Origin of the sequence: Lacibacter sediminis, from assembly GCF_014168535.1 — a bacterium.
GTDB lineage: Bacteria > Bacteroidota > Bacteroidia > Chitinophagales > Chitinophagaceae > Lacibacter > Lacibacter sediminis.
In genome coordinates this window covers 3318724-3334689 of record NZ_CP060007.1, presented here as the reverse complement: position 1 = coordinate 3334689, position 15966 = coordinate 3318724, and the positions used below count along the sequence as shown (strand labels likewise).

Here is a 15966-nt window from a genome sequence, read left to right as displayed (position 1 = left end):
AGTTTAGGTTTGTCTTAAGTTCAGTTATCAGCCAGTTTGCTGATAGATATTTCTTTGTCTTTATGTAATTGTTCAATCAGTTTATCCAACCCGTCGAACTTTACTTCATTCCGCAGATGATATTTTACAAACACTTTTAAATGACGGTTGTAAATGTCTTCTTCAAAATCAAACAGGTTTACTTCAACGGTTTTGGTGGTACCATCAACAGTAGGTCTTGTGCCAATATTCATCATGCCTTTCAATATTCCCGACTCACCTTCTATTTGTGCCTGTACCGCATACACACCATTTGCAGGAACTAATTTATCTGCATCCTGTATCTGCAGGTTCGCAGTAGGGTAGCCCAACTTACGACCGAGTTTATTTCCTTCCACCACATATCCACGAAAGAAATAGGAATAACCTAACAGTTGGTTGGCTTTCTCTACATCGCCAATGGCAATCGCTTCTCTTATTTTGGTTGAACTTACAATCACTTCATTCCGCAACTGCTGTGGAATTTCTTTTACACTGTATTGATATTCTTCGCCCATTTTTTCCAAGAGTCGATAATCGCCTTCACGGTTATTACCAAACTTATGATCGTAACCAATGATGATCAGCGACGGGTGAAACCGATCGACCAGGAAATTTTTGATGTATTGCTGCGCTGTTTGCTGCGAAAATTCTTTGTTGAAAGGAACTACCACCAGGTTATCTAACCCTTGCTGTTTCAACAGTTCAATACGTTCCTCCAGTGTGGTGAGTTCAGGAATGTACCGTTCAGGCTGAACAATTTTCCGTGGATGTGGGTAAAAGCTGATAAGGACCGATTCGCCCCCATTTTCCTTTGCTTCGGCACATAATTGCCGGATGATTTGCTGGTGACCAAGATGCACACCATCGAAAGTGCCGATTGTAACAACGGCGTTCGTAAAAACGGGCAACTGCTGCAAACTTCTGTAAACCTTCATAATTTGAAGGCACAAAAGTAACACATTTGAAGCGTGGAAGTGTTAGTTTTGCGGCTCATAAACAAAGCGGAATGTCATTATACAATAAACGGGGTGTTTCGGCACAAAAGGAAGAAGTACATAAGGCAGTAGAACATCTCGACCAGGGATTATACCCGAATGCGTTTTGCAAACTCTATCCCGATTATTTGGGTGGCGATGCCGATTGGGTAAACGTAACCCATGCTGATGGTGCCGGAACCAAAAGTATTCTTGCTTATTTGTATTGGAAAGAAACCGGTAATGCATCTGTTTGGAAAGGCATTGCACAGGATGCCATTGTGATGAATCTGGACGACCTGCTTTGTGTTGGGATCTACGATAATATTTTATTCTCTTCAACTGTCGATCGTAATAAAACACTCATTCCGGGTGAAGTGCTGGAGCAGATCATCAATGGTTCTGCAGAGTTGTTTGCACAGCTGAAAGAGTATGGCGTGAATATTCATTACCTCGGTGGTGAAACAGCGGATGTGGGTGATGTAGTGCGTACCATTGCTGTCAATGGAACAATGACGGCTCGCTGGCCAAAGAACAAAGTGATCAGTAATGATAAGATCAAGGCTGGTGATGTGATTGTTGGGCTTGCAGGATTTGGACAGGCGAATTATGAAACATCTTACAACAGTGGTTTGGGAAGTAATGGATTAACGAGTGCACGACATGATGTATTGGAAAAATATTATGCGCATCATTTTCCTGAAACATTTGAATCGAAGTTGAGTGATGATGTGGTGTATATTGGTAAGCATCGTTTAGCTGATGAAGTGAAATTACCAAATGGCGAAACTAGTTTGATCGGTCGCTTGTTACTCTCACCAACCAGAACATTTGCACCTGTACTGAAAGAAATATTGCAAAATCATTTTGATGCAGTACATGGCTTGATCCATTGCAGTGGTGGTGGACAAACCAAGTGTATGAAATATTTACCGGGACCAATGAAGATCATAAAAGACAATCTCTTTACGCCGCCGATCATTTTTGATTTGATCAAAGATGCTTCTGGTGCTGATGCCCGTGAAATGTACCAGGTGTTCAACATGGGCACAAGACTGGAGATCTATACAAATGAAAAAGATGCTGATACATTGATCAACATCTCGAAGTCGTTTGGTGTAGATGCACAGGTGATTGGCAGGGTAGAAGCGAGTGAGAAGAAAGAGTTAGTGATTAAGTTGAAGGATGAAGAATTAGTTTTTTGATTTAATAGAGGTTGAATGCAAGAGGTGTTGACCTTATTATAATTTCTGATTTTTTCATCTTTGCAGCAATCTCATCAATTACAATCGTTGTGCCGGGCCCACATTTTGCAATAGCTTCAAGTATCCGTTGATTAAATTCACGTGACTTGTTTGCAGCTACAAAAAATGGTTCATCAAAACCTTTTCCGGTAAAATAAATAGTATAGTTTGTCAACTCCCAGTCGTCCTCAATCAGTAGATTTTTTGATTGTAATATTTTTTCTGCTGATACTCTTCCGCCTTTTGAATCTCCAAAGGTAATAGCAGGAACAGCCAACTGCTTTACAGTAAAAAGTACCTTCGCTTCTTGATTTGTGGTTTGATCTGTAATTGTAATAATTGCTTTCCCTTCAAAGGCGGGTCTTGCCACCCATGTGCCATTTACTTTTGTTATTGTACCATTGTTTGACGTAACGTGTAACTGACTTCCCGGGGTGTTACCCATTGATACAACCAAAGGATTATCTATGCCGATGAACAAATTTTGCATAAACGCATTTGCTACGGAAATCGGGGCATTTTGGCTGACAGGCAAACGTAATGTTAGTTTTTGTGTAGTCCAGCAATGTACTTTTCTTCCGTTTTGTTTTGCAGGAACCCACTTGGGACCTTTTTTAATAGCTTCGATTAAAACGTCTGCAAGTTTTGTGTCCTCCATAGTTTTGGCTTTTACTTTATTAACAAGGCCATCGGGGCTAACGATAAATTCTACTTCGCAAATCCCCTCCTTACCTTCTTTCATCAAAGCATCTATATTTTCCCGTATTGTTTTTTCCATGTATTTATTCCATGCAGTTTCGCCTCCCGGGAACGCTGGCATTATTTCAGCTTTTGTAAAAATTGGAGTGCCTTTAGGAATTACAATTTCGGTATTTGGTACTGTATCTTTTGTTAGTGGAGAGGTATCTAAAGTAGTTGATATATTTTGATGCTTTGCAGTTGCATAATTCACAATCCCTTTCAACACAGCTTCTGCAATTTTCTCTTGGTTCTTTTCATTGGTAAGAAAAGCTAAATCTTTTGAATTGGAAATAAAGCCACATTCAAGCAGTACTGACGGACATTGCAAGGCAGTCAAAACATAAATACCCATTTGACGTTGTTTGATTCCTGGTTCTCTGATAGACACTACGGATTTCATTTCATTTATAATGGCCGAACCTAATTCTCTGCTCGCAGGTACATTTGCTATTCCATCTCTTGCAATATAGAGTTCAAATCCGTTCGCTGGATTCTCAACTTCTTTTCCATCTTTTTTCAGGGTTGGTACATATGATGCATGAATGGATATAAACAAGTCAGACTTATTTTCTTCTGCTATTTTTACCCGCTCATTAGTTTCAACAAATTTTTCATCGTTCCTTGTAAAAATTAATTTCAGATTTTTATCTGTATTCAATTGTTGAATCTTTTTTGTAATCGCCAAAGCAATTTCATCTTCTGTTATTCCATTTAATCCAACAGCGCCATGCCGTGTCCCATTTCTAAAACCATGACCTGCATCAATCACAACGGTCAGTTGTTTTTCTAATCGTGGAATAGAAGAGGAACGATCATTCTCTTTGATCTTAATTGCAAAGGCGGTAAATAAAATGGTTAGCAACGGCAGTAACAGTAAACGGCTGATGTAGCCTACTTTCGGGTTTTGAAGTTTGGAAAGCATAAGGAGTCTTCGTTTAATAGGTGAATAAAAAAATGGATTGGTGAGCGATAGAGTATGCCCGGGGAAAGCAGTGGTGAGGATCATAGCTGCAAGTGCAGATGCGTCACTGTCTTTCACAGATTTTCGGTCGGCAATAAATTCATGGATCATCGTTAATTCTTTCCGTATGATCCAGAAGAATGGATTGATCCAGAACATAATTAATACAAGCTGCAGGAATAACTTATCGATGCTGTGTTTTTCTTTTACATGAATGAGTTCGTGTTTAAATATCTGTTGCCCCTGTGCTGAATCAAAGTCAATTTCCCTGTTCCAGAAAATAAATCGCATAAAAGAAAACGGCGTCCCTTTCGCATCAGTATCAACAAATGTGAGGTCTTTCATTTTCCAATGTTCGTAGGCAGTGATCAGTTTTTTGATTCGTAATAACGTTATAAGAAGTGTTATAAAAAGCGCAATAGATACAAGCACATATAACATAATACTTGCTTGCTCTCTGGTGAAGGTTTCAGTTGCAGCAGGTGTTTGTTCAGGAAACCAGACTTCGTTGGTAGTAACGCTTTGCAGAATTGTATAAGCGGGTAAGTTCTCGGGTTGAGGTTCAGTAATAAAACTGATCTTGACAAATGGCAACAGTAACGATATGATAACTGCAGCCAGCAAGTAATAGCGGTTCCAGCTATGAAATAATTTATTGCGGAGTGCAAGCCAGTAATAACCGGTCAATACACCGGAACAGATCATTACTTTTAACAGGTATTCAGCAAAGGCAGTCATGGTTATTTCTTTTTCAGTGTTTGTAATAGAAGCTCCAGCTCTTCAATGCTCAGGTTGTTTTCTTTTACCATAAAGGAAACAGCTTCTGAAAACGATCCTTCAAAATATCCTTTCACCAGGTTTTTCATACTGGCTTTCGAATAAATATCTTTCGATATAGCAGGGTAGTACTGGTGCATACGGCCAATCACATCAGCCTTCACATATTTTTTATCGATCAGAATCTTAAGAATCGTTGCTACTGTGTTTTGATGTGGCTTTGGAATTGGCATAGCATCCACGATCTCTCTCAAAAAAGCTTTGTTGAGTTTCCAGATAATCTGCATCACCTGTTCTTCAGCTTTTGTAAGCGGTTTAAGTTTTTCCGTATTCATAAACCGAATGTATAACTAAAAAATTAGTTTAACAACTAAATTTTTAGTTAAAGGATTTTTTGCAGGAAATTGATTCGTGTTATTGAAGAATAAAATGGAGCGATGGAACCTTTTTGATAACGCCACCCGACATAACTTTTATAGCATCAATGGTAACGGTGGTGCCGGGAACACATCTTGCAAGTAAGCGGACAACATCTTTCGTAAAAAGATTGCCTTTGATATTTTCTAATATACCAGGTGCAGTTTCAAAACCTTTGCTTTGAAAATAAATTGTGTAAGAAGTAACTGCGGCAGAAGTATCAGGACTTTTTACTTCAATCGTTTTTGCTGCTTTAAAAACAGCTGCTGCAATTTTTCCACCCGATGATCCGGCAACGAATGCTGTTGGGTCTTTCGGAGTTTGTGAGCCATTGCCGGAAGTAGATGTTTGCGCAAATACTTTGTTGATTGAAATCAGCAAAAGCAGCGTTAATATGTTTTTCATGATTTGCAGGAAGCTTTTATTTGATTCTAATTTACATACTTTTGCCAAAAGCTAAAAAGAATGCCTCCAATCGTAGAAATAAAGAACGTTAATATATACCAGAGCGGAAATTTGATTCTCAGTGATGTAAATCTTACAGTAAATCAGGGTGAATTCGTGTACCTCGTTGGTAAAACTGGTACCGGTAAATCATCCTTACTGAAAACATTGTATGGTGAATTGGCCTTAACTGAAGGTGATGCTACTGTGGCCGGGTTTAACCTGCGGGAGATGGATTGGAAGAAAGTACCTTTTCTCCGTCGTAGTCTCGGTGTGGTGTTCCAGGATTTTCAATTACTCACCGATCGTAATGTACATGAGAATTTAAAGTTTGTGTTGAAGGCGACCGGTTGGAAAGATGAAAACCTGATGGAAGAAAAGATCAATGATGTGTTGGATAAAGTGGGATTGAAATCGAAAGGATTTAAAATGACATTTGAAATGAGTGGCGGTGAACAGCAACGTGTTGATATTGCACGTGCCTTGCTCAACTCTCCTAAACTAATATTGGCTGACGAGCCTACGGGTAACCTCGATCCCGAAACAAGCGATGAGATCATGAACCTGCTGATACAGGTAGCCAAAGATTATAACACAACGGTTATTATGGCAACCCATGATTTTATGGTGATCAAAAAATTTCCTGCACGCATGGTGAAAACGGAAGCCGGCAAAGTGTGGGATAATGCTACTGTAGAACACGCATAAGCACCATTGCATTTTTTTTATTGTTGAACTGTTCCTGCAACAGTCCTTCTCTTATTTGGATATCATCATCCGTAAATTCTTTGTGAAATAGACGGAAGGCATGATACTTGAATTCAGTTGTGTTATTTGCTTTCTGACAGGCATTTTCAAGCCCTGTTCCATTGATCATGGCATCGTTCGCTAATACATGTCGTCCTTTAAATAAAGCATTGAGCAATTTTAATTTAATTCCCGATTGTGTGAACGATGGAAGAATATGAACCTGTGCTTTCTGAATAAGATCATTCAATTCTGTTTCACTCGGGTTTGCCACAATACAGGTGTGTGGCCATTTATGTGAAAGTTCAACCAGTTTATCTGAAGGGTTTTTCCCTGCAATAACAAACGGAATATCCAGATCTCTGAAGATTTTCTCTAATAACCAGGTAGCTGTTTTTTCATTTTCAGCAACTGATAAATTACCATGGTATAAAATAAAATTGCCTTTGCCTGTTTTGCTCGTAACCATACTTGTTGGAATAAATGCAGGCAGGTAATGGATATTGGTTGCTTTAAAGAGTTTACGATAGGTGGTACAGTCGTCCTTTGACAATGAAAGAATGAGATGGTCTTTTAATTTTTCTTCATAACGTTTCAGTAAACGGCTTTCATGGTTCATATAGGCTTTGCGTACTAACGATGATTCCCATTTGCCCAACTGTTTGTAATATTCAAACTCTGTATTATGCAGCCGTATCGCAATATTTTTTTTTGAGATGGCTCCGTTTGAAATACCGTAGGTACAATGCACTCCTTCAAATAAAACAGGATGTTCATCTGCATTTAAACGTTTCCATAATTCCTCATCATTGCGTGAGGCAACAATGTAAGGGAGTTGCAATGAAAAACCTTTATGACCTTCCTGCCTTGGATAGTAATGTACTTCTGTACAATATTTTTCCAGTTCAGGTTGCTCTCCACGTCCGTATTCAAAACAATGCAGGTGAATATGAACACCCAGTTGATGCAATGCTTTTATTTTATAGAACACATCCACAACGCCACCATAATCGGCGGGATAAGGAACGTCAAATGAAACGATATGTAAATGTTTATCCAAGTAGCTTTTTGTAAAATTGAATCAATATTTTTTCTTCTTCCTGCCAGTTTAAGATGGCAGCAGCCTGTTTGCAGTTCTCCTTCAGTTGTGCATATAGAACAGCGTCAGTCAGTAAAAGGTTTAAACCCTTTGAAATGCTTTCTTCTGTTGTATCAGGTATCAGCAACGCAATGCCGAACCGATCATTGATCTGCCTATAAGCAGGATAATCAACGCACAGTTGCGGAGTACCTGCTTGTATGTAATCGAAAAAACGATTGGCAAGTGAAAGATAATTACTCAAGCCATTATTTTCAAACAGTGTAATGCCGGCATAAGCAGTCTCAGTAATTTCTTTCAGCTCTGCTGGTTTTATTTTTCCTTTCAACAATACTTTATCCTGTAAATGATTTGCTTTAATTAATTTTTTCGTCTGCTCCATGAAATTACCATCACCATAAATATGCAAAGGCACTTCAACATGTTTCATGGCCGGGATCAACGTTTCAAAACTGCGGCCTTCATTTACGGCACCTTGATAGAGCAAGAAAGTTTGTGGTTTGTAGTTTGAAGTTTCTTGTTCCTTGTCCCTTGGAATTTGGATTTTGGATTTTTTTTCAAAGGGAACATTTCTCACAACCTCATACTTCACTCCATACATTTTCTCAAATTCATCTGCAATTGGTTCACATACCGTATAACCATGCTTAAATTTCGGAACAGCAAACTGTTCGATCCATTTCCACATTTTATAACGTGATGGTCTCGTTATAATTTCCTTCATCTCACAAAACAACTCATGTGCATCGTACACCCGTTTCGTTCCTTTCAGTTGCGATGCAAATAAACAGGGGAGGATGGTATCAAGATCAATTGCACAGATACAATCGGCTTTTTGAAACAGCAACCAGAAAAATAAACGGAGATTGTATTCAGCGTAAAATAAAGGCCCTTTGGTAAAAAAGCAATACAGTCTTTTTTGGATAAATGCCTGTTGCTGTAAAACGGCTGATTCTTTTAACTCACGACCAACCAGCGTAACAGTGTATCCTTGATGTGCAAGGGTGGAACAGATACGGATCATACGTTGATCGTAGGTAAGGTCATTGGTTACTGTACAGATAATGCTTGCCAAGCGGGAGTTGGTTTTGCGCAAATTAGGAAATAGAATGATCAGTTATTCGTTAGATTTTTTCCCAAGCCAAATTCCAATTGATATATCTGCAATAAAATTGAACTCGTTGTTCACCAGTGGCGCATACAAGCTTGGTCCAACACTGCAATCAATACTGAAACGATTTTTATAATTACGTTGAATACCCCACACAATTCCAACATTCGGCATGTGCGAAGCTTCTTTGACAGAATAATTTCTCGGGCCGCCGACTGATTCACTAAATGAGTCGCCACGGTAATAAGTAATACCTGAATACGAATACTTGGCTAAAAACGAAATATAGTTAGCTGAATTATGAGCAATGTTTTTTTCTTTCTGTTCACGCAAAGCAAAATTGTAATAGTAGCGAAGCTGACTTGCCACTACACCTGTAGGAGAAAACGAATATGATTGACCGAATGACTAAGAAACTACGAAAGACCAACCAACAGCAAATGCAGCCTTCCCTTTTATGGTTAATTTATTTGTTAGAGGATGCTCATAAGTTAAACCTGGCGAAAGAATGCTTGCCGTTGTAAGCTTGCTGGTATATTGATTTTCTTGCGATGTGGCTTCCAAACAGACGAGTAAAAGAAATAAACTGTAGAAGTACTGCATCGGTTTTTAGCGTGAAAGATAAATAAAGAAAGAATAGCGAAATTCTGCAATTGAATTTCTAACTTGAATAGATGAATATTATTGAAACGTTTTACTCCGCTTTCGGTCGTGGCGATGCGCAAACGATGGAGGCCTGTTACCATCCCGAAGCCGAATTTACCGACGAGGTATTTGTTGGTTTGAAGGGAAAAGAAGTGCCGGCTATGTGGAAGATGCTTATTGAACGCAGTAAAGGAGAATTGGAAATCACCTACAGCCATGTGCAGGCAAACGAACAAGGAGGCAGTGCCGATTGGGTGGCTGTGTACATCTTTTCAGCCACGGGGCGCCGGGTCATCAACCGTATTCATGCTGAATTTGAATTTAAAGACGGGAAGATCTATCGCCATACCGATAGTTTCGATCTGCATAAATGGGCTGCCCAGGCCATTGGCTTCAAAGGGAAATTGCTGGGGGGCACCGCATTTTTCAGGAAAAAAGTACAAAAAACAGCCCGTGAAGGCCTCAATCGCTACATTTCAAGGAATTTTTCGGCCTGAGATGTAGCTATTTTACAGACTTTTCCCCTACCTTTGCCGCCAATTTATAGATGAAAAATTTGGATGTCAATTAAAAAAATCTGAGATGTCAGCAATTACAAAAGAAAAAAAAGCAAGCATTTTCGCAACTTTCGGTGGTTCTGAAAAAAACACCGGTTCTATTGAAGGACAGATCGCTCTTCTTACTGAGCGTATCAACCACATCGCCACTCACCAGAAAGAGAACAAAAAAGATTTCTCTACTAACCGTGGCTTGATGCAACTGGTAGGTCAACGTAAAAGTTTACTCAGCTACCTGAGCAAAACTAACCTCCAGGGTTACCGTGCACTGATTGAGAAACTCGGACTCCGTAAATAATTACGGATATGTAAATAAATCATTATTCCCAACACATTTAATGCGGTTGGGAATTTTGTTTTTCTTACAGGTTTCTCCCTTCAATTAAATTTATCACAGAATTGCCTGTATGGCTTTCTCCCCGCCTGCCTGCTTGTCAATTCACAAACAACATTTTAGTATGTTATCACAACCTATCAGTAAATCATTCGATCTGGGTGGTGGCCGCATCGTTACCATTGAAACCGGTAAACTTGCCCGCCAGGCAGATGGTGCTGTAACTGTTCGCCAGGGCAATTGTATTATTCTGGCAACAGTTGTAGCCAATAAAGAACCAAGAGAAGGCCAGGATTTTTTCCCATTGTCAGTAGATTACCAGGAAAAATTCGCTTCTGCCGGTCGTATTCCGGGTTCATTTTTTAAACGTGAAGCAAGATTAAACGATTACGAAGTTCTTACCAGTCGTTTGGTTGACCGTGCTTTACGCCCTTTATTTCCTGAGGATTATTTATGCGATGTACAGGTGTTGATCAGCCTCGTTTCATCTGATGCAGAGGTTATGCCCGATGCATTGGCTTGTTTGGCTGCATCTGCAGCGTTAGCTGTTTCAGATATTCCGATCAAAGAAATTATTTCTGAAGTGCGTATTGCAAATGTTGATGGCGAAATGGTGATCAACCCAACCCGTTCACAATTAGCAAGAGCAACTTCCGAATTCCTCATCGCAGCTACTGAAAAGAACCTGATGATGGTGGAAGGCGAAGCAAAAGAATGCAGTGAAGAAGACCTGGTGAATGCATTGCAAATGGCACATGATGCTATCCGCATTCAAATCAAAGCACAGGCAGAATTAAGAGATGCAAAAGGTGTTACAGGAAAACGTGAGTACAAAAAGCCTGAAGGTAACGAGGAGATCAACCAGAAGGTGATCACTTTCGCAAAAGAAAAAGTATACGCTATTTCGAAAGCGGGCAGTGCTAAGAACGAACGCAGTGAAGCTTACAGCAAACTGAAAGAAGAATTGATTGCCAGCCTTGGTGAAGAAGCAACTGATGTTGAGAAAAAATTAGCCAAGAAATATTACGAAGATCTGAAATGGGAAGTGGTGCGTGATATGATCCTTGAAGATCGTGTGCGTTTGGATGGCCGTAAGTTAGATGAGGTGCGTCCGCTTGCAATGGAAATTGAACCATTGCCAACGCCACACGGTTCGGCGTTGTTTACACGTGGCGAAACACAATCATTAACAACAGTTACATTAGGTACTAAGCTTGATGAATTGTTGGTGGAGAGTGCTGCTAACAGCAACTATTCAAAATTCTTCCTGCATTATAATTTCCCTCCATTCTCTACAGGTGAAGTAAAAATGATGCGTGGTGCCGGTCGTCGTGAAATTGGTCATGGTATGCTTGCACAACGCTCATTAAAGCAAATGATGCCTGGTAGCGAATATCCATACACTGTTCGTGTAGTGAGTGATATTCTTGAATCAAACGGTTCATCATCTATGGCAACCGTTTGTGCCGGTTCATTGGCATTGATGGACGCAGGTGTTCCGGTGCAAAAACACGTGAGTGGTGTTGCAATGGGTTTGATTACACGTGGTGATGGTAAGTATGCGATCTTAACTGACATCCTTGGTGATGAAGATCATCTTGGTGATATGGACTTTAAAGTAACAGGTACACGTGAAGGTATTTGCGGTGTGCAGATGGATATTAAAGTTGACGGTTTGAGCATGGATGTAATGCGTGAAGCATTGAACCAGGCAAAAGCTGGTCGTTTGCACATTCTTGATGCAATGTATGAGTGTATGCCTGAGGCACGTCCTGAGGTGAAGCCACATGCACCACGTATGGAGAAACTGATCATTGATAAAGAATTTATTGGTGCAGTTATCGGACCCGGTGGTAAAGTGATCCAGGAAATTCAGCGTGAAACAGGTACAACAATTACAATTGAAGAAGTAGGTAACTACGGTGAGGTAAGCATCTTCTCACAAGAGAAAACAGGATTGGATAAAGCTGTGGCTTGGGTGAAAGGTATTGTAATGGTTCCGGAAGTAGGTGCTGTATATGAAGCAACCGTAAAAGGAATTAAAGAATTCGGCGCATTTGTTGAATTCCTGCCAAAGAAAGAAGGTTTGTTACACATCAGTGAAATAAGCTGGAAACGTTTAGACAGCATGGAAGGCGTATTGAATGTTGGTGATGTTGTGAAAGTGAAATTGATTGGTTTAGATCCTCGCACAGGCAAATTCAAACTTAGCCGCAAAGCCTTGATGCCGAAACCAGACGCAGCACCAAGACCACAGGTTCAGCCAAGACAAGATGAGAACAATGGCGAAGAGCGTCTTTAATTTCATTTAAATAAATGACCTTTACAGTCCCGCTGAAAAGCGGGACTTTTTTATTACGTCAGGTATGAAGATTTATTATGAATAACTACATCAAAATAACACTGCCTGTTGCCAGCGACGAGCAACAGGAAATTCTGCTGGCATTGTTAAGTGAAGAAGGTTATGATGGTTTTGAGGAAACAGGAACTGAATTGAACGCCTACATCAATGAAGATGTGTACAATGAAAAACAGCTGAATGAGTTGTTACAACCTTTTGGTTTAGGGTACACGAAAGAAGTAATTGCTCCTAAAAACTGGAATGCAGAATGGGAGAGTAGCTACGAACCTGTTATTGTGGATGAGTTTGTTGCTGTGCGTGCACACTTTCATCAACCGATTGCAACAGTGCAGCATGAAATTGTCATCACACCAAAAATGAGTTTTGGTACAGGTCATCATGCAACCACCTGGCAGGTAATGAAGTTAATGCAGGGAATTGACTTCAACAATAAATCTGTTTTTGATTTTGGGTGTGGTACTGCTGTGCTTGCTATCCTTGCAGAAAAATTAGGTGCATCATCGGTGTTGGCAGTTGATAACGATGATTGGTGCATTGAAAATTCAAGAGAGAATGTTGAAGCCAATCATTGCAGGAACATTACGGTGCAAAAAGCTGAGGTTCCTTCAACACAGCAATTCGATATTATACTGGCCAATATCAATCGTCATATTCTTTTGCAGTACATGGGAACCATGGCTGCATCGCTCAACAGTGGTGGCTCTATCATCATCAGTGGATTTTATAAAGAGGAGAATCAATTGCTCATTGATGCAGCAAACGCTCATCACTTGAGTTTGATCACATCATCTGATCGTAATAACTGGAGTGCTTTGTTATTTCAGAAATTAAGCTAAGATGAATTTATTTCTGCTCATCATATCAGCTTATCTCATTGGCTCAATACCTACTGCCTACTGGATCGGTAAATTTTTTTTTAATATCGATATCCGTGAACACGGCAGTAAAAACATGGGAGCATCCAATACATTTCGTGTGTTGGGTTCGGTATGGGGGATTATTGTATTGGTGATCGATATGGGGAAAGGAATAGCAGCAGTGCAACTTGCACATGCAGTTCAATCGTCTGATTGGTTGAGTGGTGAACAGACATTCTGGAAATTGATATTCGGCTTGGTAGCAGTAGCTGGGCACATATTCCCGGTATTCGCAGGTTTCAGGGGCGGTAAAGGAGTGGCAACTTTATTTGGTGTGGTACTAGCAATACAACCCTGGACAGCACTCATCAGCATTGGAGCGTTTCTTATTGTTGTTTTTTTAACAAAGTATATTTCACTTGGTTCCGTCATCGCCGTTATTGTTTTTGCAGCATGTGTTTGGTTTGCAGTAAAAGAAACGAATGTATATATGCGTTGGTTTTCAGTGATTGCAGCTTTGCTTGTAATTGTAATGCATCGTTCAAATATTAAACGGTTAATTGCGGGGACTGAAAACAAGTTCAAAGGGTTGCGTAAGAAAAAATAATCTTAACGTTCTTTGCAAAGCATCAGTTTTAAACTTGGTACGTAAATTGAAATCAATAAGAAAAATAAACATAAGATGAAAAAGATACTAAGCTCATTTATAGTGGTGGCGTTCCTGATGGTAGGTTGTGCGAAGAACCAGATCACAGGTCGCAGTCAGCTTAAGTTGTTACCTGAAAAAGAATTACAGGCCATGGCAACACAGCAATATCAGCAGTTCCTGTCACAAAGTAAAGTAGTGCCGGTAAGTGTGAATAAAGATGCAGAAATGGTGCGTCGTGTTGGAACACGGATAGCAGCAGCTATCACCAACTACTTAAAACAACAAGGCAAGTCTGATATTCTCGACGGGTATAAATGGGAATTTAACCTTGTTGATAATAAGGAAGTAAATGCATGGTGTATGCCGGGCGGCAAAGTAGTAGTATATACAGGCCTGTTACCGGTAACCCAAAACGAAGCCGCTTTGGCAGTGGTAATGGGTCACGAAATTGCACATGCGATTGCCCTGCATGGTAACGAACGTATGAGCCAGGGTTTGGCGCAGCAATTAGGTGGCGTTGCATTGTCTGTAGCTGTTGCAAATAAATCAGCAGAAACTCAAAACCTGTTCATGAATGCATACGGTATTGGTACTACAGTTGGAGGTACCCTTCCTTTCTCCCGTAAACAGGAATTGGAAGCAGATCAATTTGGGTTACGTTTTGCAGCAATGGCCGGTTATAACCCGCAAGAGGCAATTCCATTCTGGCAAAGAATGGCAAAAGCTGGCGGTGGACAAAAACCACCTGAGATACTAAGTACTCACCCGTCTGACGAAACACGTATCAACAAAATGCAGCAATATGTAAAAGAGGCGATGCCTTATTACAAACCATTAGGTAAATAGTTGATTCGTAATAGATTGGTTTAAAATCCCGACTGCTTGAGTCGGGATTTTTTATTCGCTTCTTTTTAAAATTTTTAGCTAACGACCTTTAGAAATGGTAAAAAAGGTCTAACTTTGCAGTCCACTTTAGTTCTCATCAAAATTTACATTGGCATGTCTATTTCTCTCTTGGAAAAACTCCAATTGAACGAAGAAAAGAACTTATTAATCCAGGGGTTACCCTCTTCAATCGAAAAGCAATTTGTAAAGTTATCATTCGCCAAGAATGTTACTCCGTTGCTGCGTAGTAAGAAGATCGATTTCGCCCTGATCTTTGCGGTAAATCAGAATCAATTAAATGGAATCTTAAAGGAAGTGTTACCTGCCTTGGCACCAAATGCCAAATTCTGGGTAGCTTATCCTAAATCTGCTTCCAAGATTGTGAGCGATTTAAACCGTGATGGAAGCTGGCAATTTGTTTGCCAGTGCGGATTTGAAACTTCAGAAGAAGTAGTGTTGGATCATGTTTGGACAGCAATGCGTTTTGAACACGCTATTGCATTAGCTCCAAAACCAACCAGAACAAACAGAACTTCAAGGTTAACTCCAGCTGAAGCTTAAGTCCGGTTTCACCAACTAATTACACTAGCCGTCTGCAAAGGCGGCTTTTTAGTTTACATGAGTCATCAGAATATTGAAATAAAGGCACGCTCTGCCAATGCTTCTTTTATCCGCAATTACCTGCAGCAGCAACAGGCCAGGTTTATTGGTGTGGATGATCAAACCGACACTTATTTTAACACAACCAATGGACGATTGAAAATGAGGCAAGGCCCTATTGAAAATGCACTTATTTATTACAATCGTGAAAACAAGGCCGGTCCAAAGTTGAGTGAGGTGAAATTGTTGCCGCTTGATAACAATGCTGATCTGCTGAAAGAAATCTTAATAAAAGCTCACGGAGTAAAAGTAGTGGTGAAGAAGAAGCGGGAGATCTGGTTCATCGGTAATGTGAAATTCCATATTGATGAAGTAGAGGGGCTTGGCAGTTTTGTGGAAATTGAAGCAATTGATAAAGATGGCAGCCTTGGTCTTGAGAAAATAAAGGAACAATGTTATTTTTATTTACAGCAATTCCAAATAGGGGAGAATGATCTTTTAACGCATTCTTACAGTGATCTGTTGATGAATCAATCTTAGT

17 protein-coding genes are annotated in these 15966 nt (G+C 40.0%); 10 read left to right on the top strand and 7 right to left on the bottom strand.

Features of this window, described 5'->3' with window-relative positions; translation table 11 throughout:
• Positions 1 to 20 precede the first annotated feature (20 nt).
• On the bottom strand, positions 21 to 956 hold the full coding sequence (locus tag H4075_RS14215; protein WP_182801494.1) for a bifunctional riboflavin kinase/FAD synthetase: 936 nt from the start codon (positions 954 to 956) through the stop codon (positions 21 to 23).
• Positions 957 to 1027: 71 nt separating this feature from the next.
• Here H4075_RS14215 and H4075_RS14210 point away from each other — a divergent pair, with 71 nt between their 5' ends.
• Complete coding sequence (locus tag H4075_RS14210; RefSeq protein ID WP_182801493.1) at positions 1028 to 2200, top strand: AIR synthase related protein; 1173 nt, start codon at positions 1028 to 1030, stop codon at positions 2198 to 2200.
• A 1-nt stretch (position 2201) separates the two neighbouring features.
• Here H4075_RS14210 and H4075_RS14205 read toward each other — a convergent pair whose 3' ends face one another.
• The 3 genes from H4075_RS14205 to H4075_RS14195 all read right to left on the bottom strand — a co-directional run bounded on the left by H4075_RS14205 (position 2202) and on the right by H4075_RS14195 (position 5540).
• Entirely contained in the window at positions 2202 to 4232 is a 2031-nt protein-coding gene (locus tag H4075_RS14205) for an N-acetylmuramoyl-L-alanine amidase (protein WP_255460457.1), read from the bottom strand.
• Positions 4233 to 4681: 449 nt separating this feature from the next.
• Positions 4682 to 5053 (bottom strand): BlaI/MecI/CopY family transcriptional regulator, encoded by a 372-nt coding sequence (locus H4075_RS14200; RefSeq protein WP_182801491.1) that lies wholly within the window; start codon positions 5051 to 5053, stop codon positions 4682 to 4684.
• Positions 5054 to 5132: 79 nt separating this feature from the next.
• On the bottom strand, positions 5133 to 5540 hold the full coding sequence (locus H4075_RS14195) for a GldM family protein (RefSeq protein ID WP_182801490.1): 408 nt from the start codon (positions 5538 to 5540) through the stop codon (positions 5133 to 5135).
• Positions 5541 to 5600: 60 nt separating this feature from the next.
• Between H4075_RS14195 and H4075_RS14190 the strand changes: the two genes are divergently transcribed.
• A complete protein-coding gene (locus tag H4075_RS14190; RefSeq protein WP_182801489.1) occupies positions 5601 to 6287 on the top strand; it encodes a cell division ATP-binding protein FtsE in 687 nt (228 codons plus the stop codon).
• On the opposite strand, the gene H4075_RS14185 is transcribed toward H4075_RS14190, so the two are convergent.
• The 3 genes from H4075_RS14185 to H4075_RS14175 are packed head-to-tail and all read right to left on the bottom strand — an operon-like array spanning position 6268 to position 8905.
• Positions 6268 to 7386: a glycosyltransferase gene (locus H4075_RS14185; protein WP_182801488.1), complete on the bottom strand. Its 1119-nt coding sequence runs from the start codon at positions 7384 to 7386 to the stop codon at positions 6268 to 6270. The two genes, H4075_RS14190 and H4075_RS14185, sit on opposite strands and share 20 nt — an antisense overlap.
• Positions 7379 to 8500 carry a glycosyltransferase gene (locus tag H4075_RS14180; protein ID WP_255460199.1) on the bottom strand — a complete coding sequence of 374 codons (1122 nt, stop codon included), beginning with the start codon at positions 8498 to 8500 and terminating at the stop codon, positions 7379 to 7381. Before H4075_RS14180 ends, H4075_RS14185 begins: the two co-directional genes overlap by 8 nt.
• Positions 8501 to 8542: 42 nt before the next feature.
• Complete coding sequence (locus H4075_RS14175) at positions 8543 to 8905, bottom strand: hypothetical protein (RefSeq protein ID WP_182801487.1); 363 nt, start codon at positions 8903 to 8905, stop codon at positions 8543 to 8545.
• Positions 8906 to 9210: 305 nt separating this feature from the next.
• Between H4075_RS14175 and H4075_RS14170 the strand changes: the two genes are divergently transcribed.
• The 8 genes from H4075_RS14170 (at position 9211) to H4075_RS14135 (ending at position 15965) form a co-directional block, all read left to right on the top strand.
• Positions 9211 to 9678 carry a nuclear transport factor 2 family protein gene (locus H4075_RS14170; protein ID WP_182801486.1) on the top strand — a complete coding sequence of 156 codons (468 nt, stop codon included), beginning with the start codon at positions 9211 to 9213 and terminating at the stop codon, positions 9676 to 9678.
• Positions 9679 to 9763: 85 nt separating this feature from the next.
• Positions 9764 to 10036, top strand: coding sequence for a 30S ribosomal protein S15 (gene rpsO, locus H4075_RS14165; RefSeq protein WP_182801485.1), 273 nt, complete (start codon positions 9764 to 9766; stop codon positions 10034 to 10036).
• Between the two features lie 160 nt (positions 10037 to 10196).
• Complete coding sequence (gene pnp, locus H4075_RS14160) at positions 10197 to 12374, top strand: polyribonucleotide nucleotidyltransferase (RefSeq protein WP_182801484.1); 2178 nt, start codon at positions 10197 to 10199, stop codon at positions 12372 to 12374.
• 77 nt (positions 12375 to 12451) lie between these two features.
• Positions 12452 to 13270, top strand: a complete 819-nt coding sequence (gene prmA / locus H4075_RS14155) for a 50S ribosomal protein L11 methyltransferase (RefSeq protein ID WP_182801483.1) — start codon at positions 12452 to 12454, stop codon at positions 13268 to 13270.
• Position 13271: 1 nt separating this feature from the next.
• Positions 13272 to 13898 (top strand): glycerol-3-phosphate 1-O-acyltransferase PlsY, encoded by a 627-nt coding sequence (gene plsY, locus H4075_RS14150; RefSeq protein WP_182801482.1) that lies wholly within the window; start codon positions 13272 to 13274, stop codon positions 13896 to 13898.
• 75 nt (positions 13899 to 13973) lie between these two features.
• Positions 13974 to 14786, top strand: a complete 813-nt coding sequence (locus H4075_RS14145; RefSeq protein ID WP_182801481.1) for a M48 family metallopeptidase — start codon at positions 13974 to 13976, stop codon at positions 14784 to 14786.
• Between the two features lie 153 nt (positions 14787 to 14939).
• Complete coding sequence (locus tag H4075_RS14140) at positions 14940 to 15386, top strand: hypothetical protein (protein WP_182801480.1); 447 nt, start codon at positions 14940 to 14942, stop codon at positions 15384 to 15386.
• A 57-nt stretch (positions 15387 to 15443) separates the two neighbouring features.
• Positions 15444 to 15965, top strand: coding sequence for a class IV adenylate cyclase (locus H4075_RS14135; protein ID WP_182801479.1), 522 nt, complete (start codon positions 15444 to 15446; stop codon positions 15963 to 15965).
• The last annotated feature ends 1 nt before the right edge of the window (position 15966 follow it).

Bases quoted from the DNA above. Each gene is read 5' to 3' on its own strand.
- H4075_RS14195 (WP_182801490.1), bottom strand. From the start codon at position 5,540: ATGAAAAACATATTAACGCTGCTTTTGCTGATTTCAATCAACAAAGTA.
- rpsO (WP_182801485.1), top strand. From the start codon at position 9,764: ATGTCAGCAATTACAAAAGAAAAAAAAGCAAGCATTTTCGCAACTTTC.
- H4075_RS14205 (WP_255460457.1), bottom strand. From the start codon at position 4,232: ATGCGATTTATTTTCTGGAACAGGGAAATTGACTTTGATTCAGCACAG.
- H4075_RS14135 (WP_182801479.1), top strand. From the start codon at position 15,444: ATGAGTCATCAGAATATTGAAATAAAGGCACGCTCTGCCAATGCTTCT.
- H4075_RS14210 (WP_182801493.1), top strand. From the start codon at position 1,028: ATGTCATTATACAATAAACGGGGTGTTTCGGCACAAAAGGAAGAAGTA.
- prmA (WP_182801483.1), top strand. From the start codon at position 12,452: ATGAATAACTACATCAAAATAACACTGCCTGTTGCCAGCGACGAGCAA.
- plsY (WP_182801482.1), top strand. From the start codon at position 13,272: ATGAATTTATTTCTGCTCATCATATCAGCTTATCTCATTGGCTCAATA.
- H4075_RS14140 (WP_182801480.1), top strand. From the start codon at position 14,940: ATGTCTATTTCTCTCTTGGAAAAACTCCAATTGAACGAAGAAAAGAAC.
- H4075_RS14190 (WP_182801489.1), top strand. From the start codon at position 5,601: ATGCCTCCAATCGTAGAAATAAAGAACGTTAATATATACCAGAGCGGA.
- H4075_RS14170 (WP_182801486.1), top strand. From the start codon at position 9,211: ATGAATATTATTGAAACGTTTTACTCCGCTTTCGGTCGTGGCGATGCG.
- pnp (WP_182801484.1), top strand. From the start codon at position 10,197: ATGTTATCACAACCTATCAGTAAATCATTCGATCTGGGTGGTGGCCGC.
- H4075_RS14215 (WP_182801494.1), bottom strand. From the start codon at position 956: ATGAAGGTTTACAGAAGTTTGCAGCAGTTGCCCGTTTTTACGAACGCC.
- H4075_RS14200 (WP_182801491.1), bottom strand. From the start codon at position 5,053: ATGAATACGGAAAAACTTAAACCGCTTACAAAAGCTGAAGAACAGGTG.
- H4075_RS14145 (WP_182801481.1), top strand. From the start codon at position 13,974: ATGAAAAAGATACTAAGCTCATTTATAGTGGTGGCGTTCCTGATGGTA.